At 38.5% G+C, this 18,091-nt stretch carries 17 protein-coding genes; 11 read left to right on the forward strand and 6 right to left on the reverse strand.

Annotated features, from left to right (window positions below):
• The first annotated feature begins 42 nt into the window (after positions 1-42).
• Positions 43-1,503: a glycoside hydrolase family 5 protein gene (locus BK585_RS05205; RefSeq protein ID WP_078552359.1), complete on the forward strand. Its 1,461-nt coding sequence runs from the start codon at positions 43-45 to the stop codon at positions 1,501-1,503.
• 78 nt (positions 1,504-1,581) lie between these two features.
• On the opposite strand, the gene BK585_RS05210 is transcribed toward BK585_RS05205, so the two are convergent.
• Both BK585_RS05210 and BK585_RS05215 read right to left on the reverse strand, forming a co-directional pair.
• The gene (locus tag BK585_RS05210) at positions 1,582-1,947 is read right to left on the reverse strand and encodes a hypothetical protein (RefSeq protein WP_078552361.1); all 366 of its coding nucleotides are present in this window, start codon (positions 1,945-1,947) and stop codon (positions 1,582-1,584) included.
• 14 nt (positions 1,948-1,961) lie between these two features.
• Entirely contained in the window at positions 1,962-3,356 is a 1,395-nt protein-coding gene (locus tag BK585_RS05215) for a PAS domain-containing sensor histidine kinase (RefSeq protein WP_078552363.1), read from the reverse strand.
• 174 nt (positions 3,357-3,530) lie between these two features.
• Between BK585_RS05215 and BK585_RS05220 the strand changes: the two genes are divergently transcribed.
• Positions 3,531-4,331, forward strand: coding sequence for a (2Fe-2S)-binding protein (locus tag BK585_RS05220; protein WP_078552365.1), 801 nt, complete (start codon positions 3,531-3,533; stop codon positions 4,329-4,331).
• Positions 4,332-4,411: 80 nt separating this feature from the next.
• Here the strand turns inward: BK585_RS05220 and BK585_RS05225 are convergent, their stop codons facing one another.
• Complete coding sequence (locus BK585_RS05225) at positions 4,412-5,449, reverse strand: anthranilate phosphoribosyltransferase (RefSeq protein WP_078552367.1); 1,038 nt, start codon at positions 5,447-5,449, stop codon at positions 4,412-4,414.
• A complete protein-coding gene (locus tag BK585_RS05230) occupies positions 5,446-6,051 on the reverse strand; it encodes an ANTAR domain-containing response regulator (RefSeq protein WP_170885481.1) in 606 nt (201 codons plus the stop codon). Before BK585_RS05230 ends, BK585_RS05225 begins: the two co-directional genes overlap by 4 nt.
• 582 nt (positions 6,052-6,633) lie before the next feature.
• On the opposite strand from BK585_RS05230, the gene BK585_RS05235 reads away from it, so the two are divergent.
• From BK585_RS05235 to tatC, 5 genes are read left to right on the forward strand one after another with little or no spacing between them, the layout of a single operon-like run.
• Positions 6,634-7,884 carry a CmpA/NrtA family ABC transporter substrate-binding protein gene (locus tag BK585_RS05235; protein WP_078552371.1) on the forward strand — a complete coding sequence of 417 codons (1,251 nt, stop codon included), beginning with the start codon at positions 6,634-6,636 and terminating at the stop codon, positions 7,882-7,884.
• Between the two features lies 1 nt (position 7,885).
• Positions 7,886-8,731, forward strand: a complete 846-nt coding sequence (gene ntrB / locus BK585_RS05240) for a nitrate ABC transporter permease (protein ID WP_212567928.1) — start codon at positions 7,886-7,888, stop codon at positions 8,729-8,731.
• Between the two features lie 6 nt (positions 8,732-8,737).
• A complete protein-coding gene (locus BK585_RS05245; RefSeq protein WP_078552375.1) occupies positions 8,738-9,544 on the forward strand; it encodes an ABC transporter ATP-binding protein in 807 nt (268 codons plus the stop codon).
• Between the two features lie 45 nt (positions 9,545-9,589).
• Positions 9,590-9,787, forward strand: a complete 198-nt coding sequence (locus tag BK585_RS05250) for a twin-arginine translocase TatA/TatE family subunit (protein ID WP_078552377.1) — start codon at positions 9,590-9,592, stop codon at positions 9,785-9,787.
• Between the two features lie 33 nt (positions 9,788-9,820).
• The gene (tatC, locus tag BK585_RS05255) at positions 9,821-10,528 is read left to right on the forward strand and encodes a twin-arginine translocase subunit TatC (protein WP_078552379.1); all 708 of its coding nucleotides are present in this window, start codon (positions 9,821-9,823) and stop codon (positions 10,526-10,528) included.
• Positions 10,529-11,867: 1,339 nt separating this feature from the next.
• Here the strand turns inward: tatC and BK585_RS05265 are convergent.
• Positions 11,868-12,776 carry a nuclease-related domain-containing protein gene (locus BK585_RS05265; RefSeq protein ID WP_078552383.1) on the reverse strand — a complete coding sequence of 303 codons (909 nt, stop codon included), beginning with the start codon at positions 12,774-12,776 and terminating at the stop codon, positions 11,868-11,870.
• Between the two features lie 163 nt (positions 12,777-12,939).
• Between BK585_RS05265 and BK585_RS05270 the strand changes: the two genes are divergently transcribed.
• The gene (locus BK585_RS05270) at positions 12,940-13,314 is read left to right on the forward strand and encodes a CopG family transcriptional regulator (protein WP_170885482.1); all 375 of its coding nucleotides are present in this window, start codon (positions 12,940-12,942) and stop codon (positions 13,312-13,314) included.
• A gap of 57 nt (positions 13,315-13,371) precedes the next feature.
• Here the strand turns inward: BK585_RS05270 and BK585_RS05275 are convergent, their stop codons facing one another.
• Positions 13,372-13,962 carry a TetR/AcrR family transcriptional regulator gene (locus tag BK585_RS05275; RefSeq protein ID WP_078552384.1) on the reverse strand — a complete coding sequence of 197 codons (591 nt, stop codon included), beginning with the start codon at positions 13,960-13,962 and terminating at the stop codon, positions 13,372-13,374.
• A gap of 168 nt (positions 13,963-14,130) precedes the next feature.
• On the opposite strand from BK585_RS05275, the gene BK585_RS05280 reads away from it, so the two are divergent.
• The 3 genes from BK585_RS05280 to BK585_RS05290 all read left to right on the forward strand — a co-directional run bounded on the left by BK585_RS05280 (position 14,131) and on the right by BK585_RS05290 (position 18,069).
• Complete coding sequence (locus BK585_RS05280; protein WP_078552386.1) at positions 14,131-15,024, forward strand: ABC transporter ATP-binding protein; 894 nt, start codon at positions 14,131-14,133, stop codon at positions 15,022-15,024.
• The gene (locus BK585_RS05285; protein ID WP_078552387.1) at positions 15,024-16,628 is read left to right on the forward strand and encodes an ABC transporter permease; all 1,605 of its coding nucleotides are present in this window, start codon (positions 15,024-15,026) and stop codon (positions 16,626-16,628) included. The genes BK585_RS05280 and BK585_RS05285 overlap by 1 nt, the downstream gene beginning before the upstream one ends.
• 148 nt (positions 16,629-16,776) lie before the next feature.
• A complete protein-coding gene (locus BK585_RS05290) occupies positions 16,777-18,069 on the forward strand; it encodes an AAA family ATPase (RefSeq protein WP_245805785.1) in 1,293 nt (430 codons plus the stop codon).
• Positions 18,070-18,091 lie beyond the last annotated feature (22 nt).

Here is an 18,091-nt window from a genome sequence, read left to right on the forward strand (position 1 = left end):
TTGTGTACATACCTACTATTGAACTAAGGATGGTGGTAAGTGATGGATATGTTAAAAGTGATAAATGGAAAAATTTCAGATTCAGCTGGAAATCGCATTCAACTGCGGGGAACGTGTATTGGTGGATGGATGAATATGGAAGATTTTATTAATGGGTATACAGGATCAGAACATGGCCTACGCCACGCATCCATTGAAATTCTTGGAAAGGCTAAAGCTGAGTTTCTCTTTGAACGAATGCAGCATTACTTTTTTGGTGAAGACGATATTCGTTTTATCAAAAGCTGGGGAGCAAATACAATAAGAATTCCTTTGAACTATCGTCATTTTGAGGATGATGAAGCCCCATTTGTGTATAAGGAATCAGGATTTGAGAAGCTAAATTCGGTCATCGACCTGTGCGAAAAATATGGTCTGTATGTCATTTTGGACCTTCATTCTGTTCAAGGTTATCAAAACACACATTGGCACTCTGATAATGATGTGAGACATAGTTTTTTCTGGCACGACAAGACATACCAGGACCGATTTATTGCACTGTGGGAAGAATTTGCAAGGAGATATTGCGATAAAGCAGTAATTGCAGGATATAATCTTATGAATGAACCTTGTACCAATACACCGCATGGAGATTATCCTTTTAACTTCTATGAAAACTATCAACCGGATTGGAAGAGAATCAATCACATTTATCAAAAAACAGTGCAAGCCATTCGAAAAATAGATTCAAATCATATTATCTTTTTAGAAGGAGATAATTACTCGAAATTATTCCAGGGCTTAACGGAACCCTTTGACGATAATCTAGTCTATAGTAGTCATAATTACACTGCAGCTGGGTTTGGTCCAGGAGTTTATCCAGGTGTTTCTGACGCAAAAAATGCTCGTATTGAAAGTGGTGTTTACTGGGATAAGCAAAAGCAAATTGATGTGTTTACAGAGCATGAAGGATTCAAGTTCACTCAAAAACACAATGTTCCGCTTTGGGTTGGTGAATTTGGTTCAGTCTATAACGGTCCACCAGAAGAAGTTGAGTATCGTTTAGCTGCAATGAATGACCAGTTAGCTATCTTTGAAGATTTTGAAGCGCACTGGACGACTTGGACATATAAAGATGTTGGGGTCATGGGCTTGACGATGCTTGAACCTGAGTCGGATTATATGGAACGCATTCAATCTATCATTTCGATGAAGCATAGGTTAAACACAGATGATTGGATGATTTGGCTTCCGGGTCATGAAGCGAGGTCTCATATTGAAAGCCTAGCTACACATTTTGAAGAGGTCATAGGAGATACCTCAATTGACCACCGTTTTAATGTTTCCGCTCTTTCACAGGCGGTGTTAACGGTATATGCTGGGGCTCTTATTCAACCTACGTATGCCAAACTATTTAAGGATTTATCGGAATATGAAATTGATAACGTAATGCAATCTTTTGCATTTCAAAATTGTAAAGTAAACGAAGGATTACTTCGTATTTTGCAACAATATACGAAGTAACTACATTTGATAAAATAGTAGAGGGTGAGATAAAAGGTTAAACAACCTTTGTCTCACCCTCTATTCACAAAATATCACTTATTTTTCTGAAGTCAAAAATCCGTCAACACGATATCCATTATAAGCGTCAATGGAATGAGCCATTATCGCTCCTGCAGAAGGAAAGTGTTTTCTAAATTCAATACAGCCCTTTACTCGGTAGTCATCGATGTGAGAGATGTGTGGGTCGAAAGTGACTAACACTTCAGCAAGGACGGTGAGAGAAGTGTAGTAGTCGTCATGTTCTTCATCATACCTGGTAGTTCGTACTTTCACCTTTGTTATTTTTACAGTGTTACTAATAAAGGTCGATAATTTATTGATTTGTAAGGAAAATTTCTCGTCATCCTCTTTGTTTGAGTAGAGGTCTATGTTAGCCTCGCAGTAGACAATTCCTTTGTACATGTAATAACCTCCGATTAAAGCGATGTTTCAGTGAACTTATTTTTGGGCAACTGAATATAAAAGGTTGTCCCTTTGCCAAGTGTACTATTAAATGTAATTGTACCACCGTGAACTTCTATAATTTTATAAGTTGTTACCATACCAAGACCAGTTCCTTTTTCTTTTGTTGAATAAAAAGGAAGTCCAATGTTAGGCGCTAATTCATTGGATATACCACAACCTTGGTCGCTAAATGTAATGACGATTGAATCTGCATCACTATCCATAAGGGAGATTTTAATGGTTCCTCCATTTTTCATTGATTCGATTGCATTTTTGATTAGATTTATAAACACTTGTTTTAGTTGGTTTTTAACACAAATAATAGAGCCAACATCGGCTGCTTCAAAGAAAAGTTGGATGTTTTTCATTAGAGCTTCAGGTTGTAATAAAATAATGACATCGTGAAGTAGAAAACGGATGTTTTCACTAGCAAACTCCACTGCTTGAGGCTTTGCTAGATACAATAGCTCACTCGTAATTGATTCAATACGATTCATTTCACTGAGCATAATATCAATATATGTATGCTCTATTTCTTTTTGATAGTCAAGGAGTTGTAAAAAACCTTTTAACGTTGTCAATGGATTTCGAATTTCGTGTGCAATTGACGCAGAGAGTTGTCCAACTAATGACAGTTTTTCGGCTTTTTCTAAATTCTCTTCTGTTATCTTTTGTAAAGTGCTGTTCTTTACAATTCCATAAATACCAACCGTTGTCCCGTCTATAATAATAGGTATGTTCGTTACATTGCAATGCACAACATTCCCATTTTTATGTATAATTTTATTTTCATAATTTTGAGGTTTTCCTGTTTTCGCACGTTCGAAGTGCTTTATGGTATTGTCTAAATCCTCTTTCACTATGAGTGGTACAAACGATTTATTGAGTAGTTCTTCTCTAGTATAACCTGTTAGCGCTTTAATAGAATCGTTGGCATTACTAAATGTTCCATTTAACTCAAGTAAAAAAACCGCATCGGGATGATTCGAAAACAGGGACTGATAATATTGGTCTTTCGTCATTGCTAATTGCCTACTTTCGGTAATGTCTAAAAAGTATACAGTTAGTCCTTGAGGGGATGGAAATGCGCGAACGTCAAACCATTGATTCATTGAAGGATAATAGAATTCAAAAGTTGTACATTGTTGGGTTTCCATCGCTAATTGGTAATGAGTATAGATAGGTAAATACACAGCATCTGAAAATTCCTCCCACACACATTTCCCTAGTAAATCTTTTTTGTCCTTTTTTAAAATTCGTTCTGCCTCTTTGTTAACATATTCAAATGTCCAATCTGAATTTAATACATAAAAACCATCTGTGATTCTTTCTAAAACATCGAAAGTGTTCAACTGATTAAGTTCCATTTTAAGCCTCCAAAGTAGTAGCCGTCCCTTTTATTATACTGGTTTTTTAATGGTAAGGAATAAAAAAATAAGGAAAAACATACATATAATATTGACAATGATAATTAGTATCAATTAAAATAAACAAGTGAATATGATAATCGTTCTCACCTTTTTAAAAAAGGAGTTTATACAATGACTAAAGTTGATTACTCATTATTAGAAGAAGCGTTTTATCTACGAATTACAGACCATCCACATAAAGTCTTTGCATTGTCGTTACGTGAATTACAAGACGGGACAAGACTAGATGAGTTTATTGAATATTACGGTACAATCCAAAAAGCAACAACACGACAAGTTGTTTCTACATACTTTTTTAAATTCTACGGGTGGTTCTTCTCTGGTGTTCAAAGCGTAATGTCATTGAACCACAGCGAATTGCAAATTGAGTTAGACAATATAGAACTTCAAGTTTTTTATAACAAGGAATATGACTATTATGGACTTTGCTTTAAGCTTATGGACGCATCAGAGCGTTCTGTCTCAAAAGGAGATAGAGAAAAGTGGAGAAGCCAATATCAAGCTTCTATTTTCACAAAAAATGTAGTTCCGCTAATCGAATGCTTTGCGAAACAAACAAACATAAGAGAAAGAGAATTATGGGGACAGTTTGTCATTGGGGTGTATTATGGGCATGACAAGTTGGTTTCATCCTTGACGTGTCAACAGAAATCAGGAGTTGTAGACGATTTTCTCTTTACTACAAAACGAATCCCTGCAGAAGTCTTTAAGCTACAAAAAAATCCTTTGGATATTGAGTTTACAATGATTGAGTCATTGACTAACTCTGATGAATTAGTGCGAATGAAACCAAGTTGCTGTTTATATTATTTGACCGACGGTGCCAAAGGCAAATGTTATACGTGTCCGAGGTTAACAAAGAGTGAACTTGAAGAGAAAAGACAAGAATATTTAGTATCTGTGAACAAGTAAAAATAAGAGGGTGGTACAAAAGGTAAAAAACCTTTTGTACCACCCTCTAAGCACTTTAGCGAAGCCAAAAGGTGATCTCCCTAAAGCGAGGAAGAGTAACACCCAACACTATCTTTCCACTTATTAAATTGGTCAAGGGCATAGCCGTTATCAACTACATATTTGGCTTGGTAGATTCCTTGTTCAATTGAATCAGCCTTCTGGCACAGCCACAGGCGTACACCTGCATTGAGGAGAACGGTATTATAAAAAGAATGATCGCTTGTGCCGTTAAGAACAGATATAATGATTTCGGCTTGGTGCTTTGTTGTCCATGAAACATCAGGATAAGTAGCCTGAACTTCTAGTAATTCTGGGTCAATGACAACCCATTCTTTTTGTTCCTCTGAGACCCAGTATCCGCGCGTTCTCCGTTCGACAGTAATATCCTCGGATCCTTCCATTCCTTGGATGATAAGTCCTTTTTGTACATCGATTTGTCCGAATAGGCTTACTAGTTTTTCAACGACTGTTCCATGATAAATCCCGATCGCCATGTATGGTGCTTCAGAAAGTCGCAACAATTTCTCTACTGTATTTAATAGCGTCCGCATGCCTAATTCTTTTCGAATGTCTCGAAGTTGAGCAAGAGGGGGACACCATTGTTCTGTTGGGATAAAGAAAAATCCAGTTTTGTTCGCAGCCTGGATTAATGAAGAGGAACGCATTTTTTCAACAGATACATCTAAAGAAGCAAGTAATTCCAGTAAAGATAGCCCTTCTTTAGGTGGAAGAGTCGGACTACTATGCAATGTAACGGGTAAACCAGTAGCAGATAATACAAAAGCAGTTGGTAGTGTAGCGTAAAAGGAGCGTTTTCTGCCATCATACGGACCAGCACAATCAAGACTTCCAGGAATCGGATGGATGTGACTTTGTGATCGAAATGCTTCGACGAAGGCTAGTAGTTCATTGGTTGATTCCATCTTCATCCTTTCGGCAGTAAAGAACGCTCCTAGTTGAGCTGGTGTGACATCACCATTCATTATCGATTGCGCTGCATGATAGGCCTCATCATAAGTTAAATCTCTTGATCCTCTTTTTCCACGAGCCACTTCTTTTAATAAAGACCTTATCATTTTCGTCCCTCTCCTTTTGCGACCAGTAATGGGTATAAACTAAGGATGGATAATGCAACATCCACCATTCGTTTTCTCTCATGCATCGCTTGCTTTCGGATAAAATCGTAGGCTTCTGGTTCTGTAATGTGTTTAATCTCACATAGAATCGCTTTTGCCTTATCGATATGTTTACGTTCTTCTAATTTTGAAAGTAAGAGTTCTCTCTCTTTATCCCATTGGATTCGTTGCAGATACCGATTTGAACATAATTGAAGAGACAGATGAATTTCACTATCTGTCATATTTGAATAAAGCACTGCGTCGATATCAATATCAAGGTGACACTTCGAATCACTAAGAGCCTCATGATGAAACCACCAAATAAGGGGAAGAGAACGATGAGTTAGACATTTTTTGGCCCATGGTTCAATGTCAGCAATTGTAGAACATATGATAAGCGCATCGACTTGTTGGATGAATACGCTAACCGCGGAGATATCAGTTGTTTTCGTTACGCGGTAGCCTAAATCTTGTAACCTAGTCCCCATATTGTTTCGGGCAGTCGGCTTATACTGTTCTTTGATGTCAGCACTCATAAATAAAAGGAAACTATCAAACATCTTTTCATCCTCCCTCCAGTAATCATTCATAAGGTCTCTTATTATGTAAATTCCTCTACATTATAATCAATGAATGACTTTTACACCGAAAAACTGTTACATTATCTTGCATACAAAATGTGTATGGTTATTTGTTACATTTTCTGACGTTTTAAAAAGTGATTATTGTATGGAGTATATTGGAGTAACCCTTGTTATAAAAGGGTTATTGGGGATTGAAGCAATAGATGTTTCGGTAGTAAGTGTCACACGTCAAATGGAAACTTTGTCATATTTTCTCCGTAATTTATTGACGGTAATTGTAGAGCGTTATACCATGTGGTTAAGCAAGACGGCTCAAGGTTGAGCTGATGGAACACACTGGAGTGTTCTGATAACGTGATGAGCGTTTTAGGTATTTCCATCAATCGATGGTACCATTCGGCAACGGAGCCGCGAAGGATTTTATTGATCCTTTGCGGCTTTTTTTCTTATAAAAAATTTGCTGTGGAGGGAATTACTTATGGGAGTGTTAGAGAAAAAACAGCTTGTATCAAAGGTTCCTGTAACTCAGGAGACAAAAAAAATGAGGGAGGGAATTCAATGAGCAAATCAATTTCAAGACGCGATTTTATCAAAAGATCAAGTATTGTTGGGGCCGCAGCTTTTTTGATGCCAAGTACATTTCTTGCAGCGTGTGGAACAAGTGAAAGTGGAGGTTCACAATCAGGAGATGCGATCAAAATTGGCTTCATTCCTTTAACAGACTGTGCTTCAGTCGTAATGGCCAAAGAGTTAGGTCTTTATGAAAAATATGGTGTCAATGTTGAAGTGACAAAAGAAGCTTCTTGGGCTTCAGTTCGAGATAAATTGATATCTGGAGATTTGCATGCAGCCCACTGCCTCTTCGGTATGCCGTTCTCCGTTTATACCGGAGTTGGAGGGAATGCGGTTAGTGAGTTACCAATTGCAATGATGCTTAATGCGAACGGTCAGGCGATTACGTTATCAAAGGAATTTAAAGAAGTTGGTTTTGGAGACTTGCCTGCAGCTAAAGCAGCGATTGAAAAAGCGATGTCGGAACGCGATGTTTCATTTGCAATGACTTTTCCAGGAGGAACTCATGATTTATGGTTGCGTTACTGGTTAGGTGCTGTTGGTATCGACCAAAATAAAGCGCAAATAATTACGATTCCACCACCGCAAATGGTTGCGAACATGCAGGTTGGAAACATGGATGGATTCTGTGTCGGAGAGCCTTGGAACGGGGTCGCTGTAAGAGATGATTTAGGATTTACACATATTTCTACCCAAGACATTTGGAAGGACCATCCGGAAAAAGCACTTGTCCTTAATAAAGCGTTTAGTGGTCGAACGGATGAGGTGAAAGCTGTGATGAAGGCCGTGCTTGAAGCGTCTCAATGGTTAGATGATTTAGATAACAGGAAAGAAGCTGCTAAAGTGATTGGTCATCAAGCTTATGTTAATGCACCAGCAGAGGAAATTGAAAACCGTCTATTAGGAAAATACAATCTTGGACTAGATTTAGGTCAAAAAGTGTATGAAGATGACTACATGTTATTCCATAAAGACGGAGCAATTAACTATCCTCGTAAATCTCATGCGATGTTTTTTATGAGTCAATACGTTCGCTTTGGTTACCTAGATAGCCATCCAGATTATGAACAAATCACTGACAAATTAATTATGAAAGACCTATATAAAGAAGTTGCTAGTGAAATGGGAATTGCCATTCCAGACGATGATATGAAGCCATTTGACATTAAGCTTGATGGGGCAACGTTTGACCCTAATGACCCGGCAGGATCGTTAAAACAATATGGAGGTGCGTAGAATGAGTAAGCAAATAGAACAAAGTGTAGCACATGGTGGAGTAGGAACCGCGAGGACTCTCGCGATTCCACCAGTCTTAAAAAATGCCCTTAAGAAGGCAGGATTTTTAGTTGGAAGTATGGCTCTTCTCATTTTATTATGGGAAATTGCAAGTCGAATTTCAGGTCAGGCGCTTCCAGGCCCAACAAGCACACTAGGCATTTTGTGGGCAATGGTGTCTAACCCATTTTATAACTATGGACCAAATGATAAAGGAATTGCTCTTCAGTTTATGGCTTCCTTGCAGCGGGTGTTTGCAGGATTTTTACTAGGTGCCCTTGTAGCCATTCCTCTTGGAATCATAATGGGTGTCACTCCATTTTTTAAACAACTATTTGAACCGATTGTTGAAGTACTAAGACCGGTATCGCCGCTAGCATGGTTCCCGATTGGTTTAGCTGCATTTCAATCGGTTGGACCAGCAACGATTTTCATTATTTTTATCACGTCACTTTGGCCAACTGTTGTGAATACCGCATTTGGAGTTTCTAACATTCCAAAAGACCACCGAAACGTGGCAGCCGTTTTTAAATTTTCAAAGTGGAAGTATTTAACGAAAATCTTATTGCCTTATACGCTGCCACATATTTTAACAGGGCTGCGATTAAGTCTCGGAATTGCGTGGATGGTTATTGTTGCTGCTGAAATGCTTTCAGGAGGAACTGGTATTGGATTCTTTGTGTGGGATAGCTGGAATGCATTAAGCATTGAGCGAGTAATTGCTGCGATTGTTCTTATTGGTCTTGTCGGACTTGTATTAGATAGAGGGTTTCACTATATTGAAAAACGATTTTCATATGGGAGGTAATCGATAATGGCATATTTAGACCTTCAAAACATTGGCAAAGTATATCCTACCAAACAAGGCGATTTTGAAGTCCTACAAAATGTAAATCTATCTGTGGAGAGAGGCGAGTTTGTCTCTCTCATTGGCCACTCAGGGTGTGGGAAGTCTACCGTGTTAAACATTGTCGCGGGTCTTGAAAAAACAACAACAGGAAGCGTGATTCTAGACGACAAACCAATCACTGGGCCGGGTCCAGATAGAGGAGTTGTGTTTCAAAACTATTCATTACTACCTTGGTTAACGGTGTGGGGAAATGTCTATGAAGTCGTTGATGCTGTATTCCCTGACCGTTCGAAAAATGAAAAAGAATCGATTGTTGAGCATTTCCTAACGATTGTTGGCTTATGGAAGCACCGCCACAAACGACCTGATGAAATCTCAGGTGGAATGAAACAACGGGCTGCGATTGCTAGAGCATTTGCAGTTGGGCCCCAAGTTCTCCTTCTTGATGAACCGTTTGGAGCATTAGATGCCTTAACGAGAGCGACTTTGCAAGATGAGCTAGTGAACTTAATGGGCTCAACAGGTGAAGAGGATGAGGCTAACGGAGGAACCGACACCGTCATCATGGTTACTCATGATATTGATGAAGCTATCTTTCTTTCAGACCGCATTGTCGTTATGACAAACGGACCATCAGCAACAATCGATACTGTAATTGATGTACCACTCAAGCGACCGCGTATACGAAGTGAAGTGATAAATCATCCAATTTATCACGAAGTAAAACAAGAACTACTAGAATACCTGCACGGCGTTCCGGCAGTAAGATAGTAAACGACCTAGTGTAAAAAAACATCAACCAAAGGAGAGATTCAAATGGGTATTGGTTCAATTGGGATTCCAGGGTTAATTTTAATTTTAGTAATTGCACTTGTGGTGTTTGGTCCAAAGAAGCTTCCGGAAATCGGGAATGCATTCGGGAAAACATTATCGGAATTTAAAAAAGGAACAAAGGAAATTACGGATAGTTTAGAAGAGTCATATAAAGAAGATGTGAAAAAGAAAGAAGTATAAATAAGAAGCAATTGTGTGTAGGGGGGAGGAGCAATGGATACAACATCATCCATGCCGATTATTGACCATCTAGAGGAATTACGAAAGCGAATCATTGTAACGGGCTTGGCGTTCTTTACTTTCTTTATTCTATCTTTCGTCTATGTGAAAGACATTTACCAGTTTCTTATAAGAGATGTCGATTATAAACTTACGATTCTAAGTCCAGTCGATGTAATCTGGGCCTATATGATGATTTCGGCAGTTGTGGCACTTACGTTAACAGTGCCACTCATTGCCTATCAGCTTTGGAAGTACATTTCACCCGGAATGAAGCCAGCAGAGAAAAGTGCGAGTCTTTTCTATATTCCTGTGTTTCTTCTATTGTTTATTCTCGGTTTATGTTTTGGATTTTATATCATCTTTCCGATTGTAATGAATTTTTTATTAACAATGGTCGATGGTCAATTTGAAACGATGTTTACGGTAGACCGTTACTTTAAATTTATGTTTTCGTTAACTGTTCCTTTGGCGCTTTTGTTCGAACTCCCTGCAGTAGTTCTGTTTTTAACTAAAATCGGATTGATTACACCGAACCTCCTCGTTCGCACGAGAAAGTATGCGTACTTCTTACTCATTGTTATTTCGGTTTTAATTACGCCACCCGATTTTCTCTCCGACGTACTTGTGATTATCCCCCTCTTACTTCTTTATGAAGTAAGCATTACCCTCTCACGAATTATCTATCGAAAGATGAATTGAGATTTATATTAAAAGACTAGTCAATGATAGGTTGACTAGTCTTTATATTTGTTTGCTAGTGTAATCGTGCCCATTAAGAGGGGAGAGCAGCCTCTTAAGGGAACGAATAGAAATAATCGTGCCCATTGAGAGGAGAGAGCAGCCTTTCAAGGAAACGAATAGAAATAATCGTGCCCATTGAGAGGAGAGAGCAGCCTCCAGAGGGAACGAATAGAAATAATCGTGCCCTTTGAGAGGAGAGAGCAGCCTTTCAAGGGAACGAATAGAAATAATCGTGCCCATTGAGAGGAGAGAGCAGCCTCCCAAGGGAACGAATAGAAATAATCGTGCCCATTGAGAGGAGAGAGCAGCCTCCCAAGGGAACGAATAGAAATAATCGTGCCCTTTGAGAGGAAAGAGCAGCCTCCAAGGGAACGAATAGAAATAATCGTGCCCTTTGAGAGGAAAGGGGAGAGTCCCAAGGGAACGAATAGAAATAATCGTGCCCATTGAGAGGAGAGAGGAGCCTCCCGAGGGAACGAATAGAAATAATCGTGCCCATTGAGAGGAGAGAGCAGCCTTCCAAGGGAACGAATAGAAATAATCGTGCCCTTTGAGAGGAAAGAGCAGCCTCCAAGGGAACGAATAGAAATAATCGTGCCCTTTGAGAGGAAAGGGGAGAGTCCCAAGGGAACGAATAGAAATAATCGTGCCCATTGAGAGGAGAGAGCAGCCTCCCAAGGGAACGAATAGAAATAATCGTGCCCATTGAGAGGAGAGAGCAGCCTCCAGAGGGAACGAATAGAAATAATCGTGCCCATTGAGAGGAGAGAGCAGCCTTTCAAGGGAACGAATAGAAATAATCGTGCCCATTGAGAGGAGAGAGCAGCCTCCCAAGGGAACGAATAGAAATAATCGTGCCCATTGAGAGGAGAGAGCAGCCTCCCAAGGGAACGAATAGAAATAATCGTGCCCTTTGAGAGGAAAGAGCAGCCTCCAAGGGAACGAATAGAAATAATCGTGCCCTTTGAGAGGAAAGGGGAGAGTCCCAAGGGAACGAATAGAAATAATCGTGCCCATTGAGAGGAGAGGCAGCCTCCCAAGGGAACGAATAGAAATAATCGTGCCCATTGAGAGGAGAGAGCAGCCTCCAAGGGAACGAATAGAAATAATCGTGCCCATTGAGAGGAGAGGGGGACCTCCCAAGGGAACGAATAGAAATTATCGTGCCCATTGAGAGGAGAGAGCAGCCTTTCAAGGGAACGAATAGAAATAATCGTGCCCATTGAGAGGAGAGAGCAGCCTTTCAAGGGAACGAATAATATGTTTCTCCTAAACCTAAATTAACAATACAACAAACTTATGTGTAATAAGCGCTTCTACCATTATTATTTAAACTGAAGTGCTTGTTTAAAATTCTTCGCATCATTTTCTTGGATTCTATTATTTTGCACCACTCTCGAATCTTATTCCTAGTTACTTTTTCGTCAGGGAATAAAACTTTAAATTCCTCTACACTGCGTAACACAGCATCATCCACTTTTTCAGTAGACCTACATTCCTTGCAGACAATTAAATTGTGCTCTAGTTTTGGACCAATAAGTGACCCGCAAGAACGGCATTGGATACCCTTGGTCAATTGGTCAAAAGTATATTGTGGTAATCGGACATAGGGGGATACATCTAAGTGAAGATCCATCAGTTTTTCAGCTAAGCGTAAATGACGGTTTTCAATGAAGGAATGCTGTTGCTCTAGTTTTGTAATAAACCGTTTTAATTGGTTAGGAAAAATAATTGGGAGAGTGGTTGGGGCTTGGTATAAGTAAAATTCGGGATTCATAAAAGTAAGGTTACTTACGATGTGGGTATTATAGCCGAGGTCTTGGAGGAGGCGACGGAACAACGATTCTGTTCTTTTAACTTGAAGTATGGGATTTTTAATTTCTTTGTGATTTAACATTGACCACCTATCGCCTTCGACCAAATAGTCTCCTTCGAACGTTTTCACCTCAAAAAGATATAAAGTAGATGAAGTAATAAAAAGAGTATCGATTTCGTAAGTAGTTTGGTGGGTTTCTAGCAAGAGGTTGCATAGGAGAATATTATCTAATTGAGTATTTTGCAGTAAGAGGTCAAGTTGTTTTTCGCCTTGAAAACCTTTTTCAAGCCGTACAAGAGAAACTTTGTCTTTCTCAGAAAGGGATTTTCTTCGTTGTAATAGCTTTAGAACTTTTAATTCGAGTGGTTCTTCGCGTGGCTTTAGTATCATAAAACACCTCCATTTCAGAATTATCTTTATTATACGTTTTTATCCTTGTAGTTGCCATCCTCAAAAAAAACTAAAAAACATCCATGTGGATGGTATTTGGATGTTTACAGAGTGATAAAAAGGTGTTAAAATTTAGTTATCCAATAAAAGGAAGGTGACCTAGTTGGCTGAGACAGAGAAAATAACAGTTAATATGAATGTTGTTGATTTAGGAAAAGTTGATTTACTCGTGGAACAAGGGTTTTATTCTAACCGTACAGACTTCATAAAAACATCGATTCGTAATCAACTATCCACTCATGATAAACAAATTGATGTTGTGGTGACGGAAAAATCGTTCTTACTTGGTGTTAGTCGATATGATAGAAAGATGCTTGAAGGCTTCCTTCAAAAAAATAAGAGAATGGATATTAATGTTGTAGGAATGTTTGTTTTGGATGAGGATGTGGATTTGGAGTTAGCAAGAAAAACCATTAGGTCAGTAAAGGTCTTTGGGGTGTTTAAAGCGAACGCACAGATAAAGCAATATTTCAGTTAACGTGACACTCATTGCTAAAAGGGTAGGACAAAAATATTTTTGTCCTACCCTTTTAATTTAGTCTTTTTTCTGATTCCCCATCAGCCCGAAAAAGAATATCTTTGTGATGTCTTCGGTCAGTGGTAGGATTTTTGAATAAATGTGTTCCTGTTGAATGTATTCCTTTAGCATTTTGATATAAAACAAAATCGCCTCATTAGATAATGTCGGGTCGATATATCCTTGTTCTTTCCCTTCTTCAAACAGATGTAGAAGATAAGGAATTGCTTTTTCTGCATATATTTGTTCTATATGTTTTTCCCCGGCCGAATATTCAGCCATTAAGTAACTATAAAATTCAGTGTTGATTTGAGTGGATACTTCTTTTTTACTAAAGATGATTTGTTTTGCTTTCTCGGGAAATGGAAGGTCACTGAATACGATTTTTTCAAACTCGCTCGAGGCCTGATCTACATAATAGATAAATACTTCATGAATCAAGTTATGTTTGCTTTCAAAATAATTGTAAATCGTTACTTGGGAGACATTTGCTTTTTGAGCTATTTCTGAAATCGATACTTTTTGAATTCCATATTCCATAAAGAGGGCTAATGCGGCCTCTAGGATATTTGTTTTTTTCTGTTCTCTCCGTCGTTGAAACCCGTCCATATTGTTCACCTCAATGTTAAGTGTACTCAAAGTTATGAAATAAAACAAATATTATATTTCAAAAACTATTGCATTAATGTAATTTAATATATATTATGAAATATATAAGTAAAAAAAGTTCATAAATTAATTAAACTGAGAAATAGAACAAAGGGGAGGCTGTAAAACATGACCATTTTACAAACCGTAAATGTAACAAAAACGTTTGGAAAGGTTGCAGCGTTATCTGGTGTGGACATGGAAGTGAACAGTGGAGAAGTATATGGATTTATTGGTCCAAACGGGGCAGGTAAGTCAACGACTATTCGAATTTTACTTGGAATATTGAAGGCTTCTGGTGGAGAAGCAAAGGTCTTTGGGTTAGATGCTTGGAAGGACGCAGTTGACATTCATAAACGGGTAGCGTATGTTCCAGGCGATGTTAATTTATGGCCAAACTTAACTGGCGGAGAAGTCATTGATTTATTTATGAAATTGCGTGGTGCTTCCAATAAAAAACGTCGGGAGGAATTAATTGAAAGGTTTAATTTTGATCCATCTAAAAAGTGCCGAACATATTCAAAGGGAAACAGGCAAAAGGTAGCTTTAGTCGCTGCATTTGCTGCTGAAGCAGATTTATATATATTGGATGAACCAACGTCAGGTCTTGATCCATTAATGGAAAAAGTATTTCAAGATTGTGTATTAGAAGCTAAAAATGAAGGAAAAAGCATATTGCTTTCAAGTCACATTTTATCAGAAGTTGAACGGTTATGTGACCGTGTTGGGATTATCAGACAAGGCAAAATTATTGAATCGGGGACGTTACAAGAATTACGACATCTCACGAGAACGAACTTGATAATAGAAACGAAGCAAGCTGTTCCATCACTAGCCGAAGTGAAGGGAGTTCATGATATCGTTAAAGGTGAACAATCCCTTTCTTTTCAAGTGGATTCCGAGGAATTGGATGCTGTTATGCGACTTGTTAGCCAATATGGACTCATTAAGCTAGAAAGTACACCACCTACATTAGAGGATTTGTTTATGCGTCACTATGAGAGTGATAGGGGTGAATCGTAATGTGGAAGCAACTCTTTAATCAAACGGGTATGATGACGCAATTTGTGATGCGACGAGATCGCATTCGTCTTCCGATTTGGTTGCTCTCCTTGACCTTATTGACCTTTATCATTACAGTTTCATTTACAAACTTGTATCAAAATGAACAAGAAAGACAGGCGATTGCGGAAACCATGAAAAATCCTGCTATGACAGCGATGTTAGGACAGGGTTATGGTCTGGATAATTATACACTAGGAGCGATGATGGCTCATCAAATGTTGCTTTTTACAGCGATTGCTGTCGCGATTATGTCCATTTTATTAGTTACAAGGCATACAAGAGTAGATGAAGAGGAAGGTCGGGTTGAACTTGTTCGTTCCCTTCCTGTTGGTAGATTGGCTAATGTGGGCGCAACAATTATTGTTTTCACTGGGGCCAATGTCGTACTTGCTTTAGTCACGGGGTTTGGGTTATATGCGTTACAAATTGAAAGTATGGATTTAAATGGTTCGCTCCTATATGGAGCTGCTTTAGGAGCAACGGGATTATTTTTTATGGCAGTCACTGTGTTATTTGCTCAATTATGCGAGAATTCCAGAGGGACCATTGGTTTTTCATTTGCTTTTCTTGGGTTGGCCTATCTTATCCGTGCTGTAGGTGATGTCAGTCAAGAAACTCTGTCGTGGTTTTCACCTTTAGGTTGGATTATAGGGACTGAAGTGTATGTGACAAATTATTGGTGGCCAATTTGGTTAACGATCGGTGCTTCACTGGTCCTAATTTTTATAGCATTGTACCTTAATTCTATTCGAGATTTAGAAGCGAGTTTTTTCCGGTCTAAGCCAGGTCGTATCCATGCATCTGCCTTGTTGCTGCATCCTATAGGTCTTGCACTTAGGTTGCAACGCACCAGTATTATAGCATGGGCCATTGGTATGGTTGTTTTAGGAGTCTCTTATGGTTCAGTGTTTGGGGATTTAGAGACCTTTTTTTCTAGTAATGAAGTATTAGTTGAAATGTTGGCTGGGGTTGAAGGTGTTTCCTTAACGGAACAGTTTTTGACGATGCTAAGCGCAGTTATTTCAATGATTTGTACGATTCCCGCTTTATTATTCATGCTAAAACTTAAAGGAGAAGAAAAAAGGCAACGAACCGAGCATCTCCTTTCCCGAGCAGTTTCTCGTACATCAGTTATAGGGAGTTACTTAGGAATATCGCTCGTCTTTGGAACGTTGATGTTATTGTTTGCGATAGTGGGATTGTGGTCTGCTGCTTCAGCGGTAATGAAAGACCCAATATCATTGGGAACGATGCTACAAGCAGGAATAATTTATATTCCGGCTATTGCAGTGATGGTAGGAATGGCAGTTGTATTTATCGGCTTTTTTCCTCAACTGACAAGTGTAGTATGGATTTACCTTGCGTATTCCTTCTTTGTTGTTTATTTAGGAAATATGTTACAAATGCCAGAATGGATGGCTAAGCTTTCTCCATTTGGGTATGTTCCTCAACTTCCAGTAGAAGAAATGAATCTAGTCTCCACTTCAATTCTAGTGATAGTGGCTATCACGCTCATTGTCCTTGGTTGTATCGGATATCAAAAAAGAGATATTGAAGGGTAATCATATGGAACCCGCCTCTAGTTTTCGTACCAAAGATACTAGAGGTTTTTTTGTAGTGGTATTATGAAAGTTTAGTATTTTACTTCTAGTAAAACCACTGTATTATAAAAAGAAGAAGGTTGATTTTTATATTAAAAATGATTTCTACATGAAGAAAGGAAATGGAATGAATCCTACACCATTTATTTTTACGTTTAACAACTTAGATGTAAAAGAAGTTCCTAATTATTATGAGTATGGCTTTGTGATTGAAGGAATTAAAACAAAGCTAGTTGAAGAACTAGGAATTGACTTTACGTTGTATGCGGATGACGAAACATCTGATGAATTATTTGAAGTACTAGAAGAAGATATAAAAGATGAGAAGAGAGAGGTTACCTTTATTTCGCACCTGTTTGATGGGTTGGAAACGTCTACGATTTCATCCAACCATACTGATAAAAAATTAGAACTTATTGTCAAACCAAGAATCTTAAATTCTCTTTATTACTACTCTACGTATAAAGTAGCACTTGCAAAGGTCACTATATTCCAAAATGAGTATCAAAATGAATATAGTTTTGTTCTCGCTGAATCGAATGAGTCAATGGTCACCTTTCTTCAGTATGTCTTACAAAGAAAGCGGGAATACCACAAAAATTATGTGACTGTTTTTACAGATACAGATGATGGGATTGAACGGACAACTGAGAAAATTACAACTCTCGTTTCTCGAGAGGATGTCATTCTTGAAGAAGGTTTGAAGAAGGAAATTTACCGTTCGATCGACCAATTTTTTAAAGATGACGGCCATTTTTTCACGACGAATCATATTCCTTATAAGCGTGGGATTCTTCTGTACGGAAAACCAGGAAACGGGAAAACCACATTAGTGAAGTCGATTGCCACGAGTATTGAGGCGCCCGTCGTCTACTGGCAAATTACAGAACACACATCGAGCTATACAATCCGTGAAGTGTTTAGCTCAATTGCTAAAATGACGCCAATGACGCTTGTGGTTGAAGATATTGATTCAATGCCTAAAGAAGTTCGTTCAGTATTCTTAAACATTCTCGATGGGTCCACATCAAAAGAAGGAATATTTATCATTGGTACTACGAATTACCCCGAGAAAATAGACCCAGCCCTTATTAACCGGTCAGGACGATTTGACCGAGCGTATGAGTTAAAGCTACCTACACTAGAGATGAGGAAAAGTTACTTATTAAGAAAAAAAGTAAACCAGTTTATTACGGATGAAGAAGTAGAACGACTCGTAGCTAATACAGAGAGTTTCTCATTTGCTCAGATAAATGAGTTATATACATCAATTGCTCTTCAATGTCATTACGAAGGTAAGGTCGACCTAGATGCTATCTGTAAAGATTTACAGAAGGATAATAAAAAAAGCAAAACTTCAAAATGGGATTCAGAGCAGGATTCAAAGGTAGGTTTCTTCTAAAAAATAAATGTAAAGGACTGAG

It is taken from the genome of Bacillus alkalicellulosilyticus (genome assembly GCF_002019795.1).
Lineage (GTDB): Bacteria > Bacillota > Bacilli > Bacillales > Bacillaceae_F > Bacillus_AO > Bacillus_AO alkalicellulosilyticum.

Bases quoted from the DNA above. Each gene is read 5' to 3' on its own strand.
- BK585_RS05205 (WP_078552359.1), top strand. From the start codon at position 43: ATGGATATGTTAAAAGTGATAAATGGAAAAATTTCAGATTCAGCTGGA.
- BK585_RS05210 (WP_078552361.1), bottom strand. From the start codon at position 1,947: ATGTACAAAGGAATTGTCTACTGCGAGGCTAACATAGACCTCTACTCA.
- BK585_RS05215 (WP_078552363.1), bottom strand. From the start codon at position 3,356: ATGGAACTTAATCAGTTGAACACTTTCGATGTTTTAGAAAGAATCACA.
- BK585_RS05220 (WP_078552365.1), top strand. From the start codon at position 3,531: ATGACTAAAGTTGATTACTCATTATTAGAAGAAGCGTTTTATCTACGA.
- BK585_RS05225 (WP_078552367.1), bottom strand. From the start codon at position 5,449: ATGATAAGGTCTTTATTAAAAGAAGTGGCTCGTGGAAAAAGAGGATCA.
- BK585_RS05230 (WP_170885481.1), bottom strand. From the start codon at position 6,051: ATGTTTGATAGTTTCCTTTTATTTATGAGTGCTGACATCAAAGAACAG.
- BK585_RS05235 (WP_078552371.1), top strand. From the start codon at position 6,634: ATGAGCAAATCAATTTCAAGACGCGATTTTATCAAAAGATCAAGTATT.
- ntrB (WP_212567928.1), top strand. From the start codon at position 7,886: ATGAGTAAGCAAATAGAACAAAGTGTAGCACATGGTGGAGTAGGAACC.
- BK585_RS05245 (WP_078552375.1), top strand. From the start codon at position 8,738: ATGGCATATTTAGACCTTCAAAACATTGGCAAAGTATATCCTACCAAA.
- BK585_RS05250 (WP_078552377.1), top strand. From the start codon at position 9,590: ATGGGTATTGGTTCAATTGGGATTCCAGGGTTAATTTTAATTTTAGTA.
- tatC (WP_078552379.1), top strand. From the start codon at position 9,821: ATGGATACAACATCATCCATGCCGATTATTGACCATCTAGAGGAATTA.
- BK585_RS05265 (WP_078552383.1), bottom strand. From the start codon at position 12,776: ATGATACTAAAGCCACGCGAAGAACCACTCGAATTAAAAGTTCTAAAG.
- BK585_RS05275 (WP_078552384.1), bottom strand. From the start codon at position 13,962: ATGGACGGGTTTCAACGACGGAGAGAACAGAAAAAAACAAATATCCTA.
- BK585_RS05280 (WP_078552386.1), top strand. From the start codon at position 14,131: ATGACCATTTTACAAACCGTAAATGTAACAAAAACGTTTGGAAAGGTT.
- BK585_RS05285 (WP_078552387.1), top strand. From the start codon at position 15,024: ATGTGGAAGCAACTCTTTAATCAAACGGGTATGATGACGCAATTTGTG.
- BK585_RS05290 (WP_245805785.1), top strand. From the start codon at position 16,777: ATGAAGAAAGGAAATGGAATGAATCCTACACCATTTATTTTTACGTTT.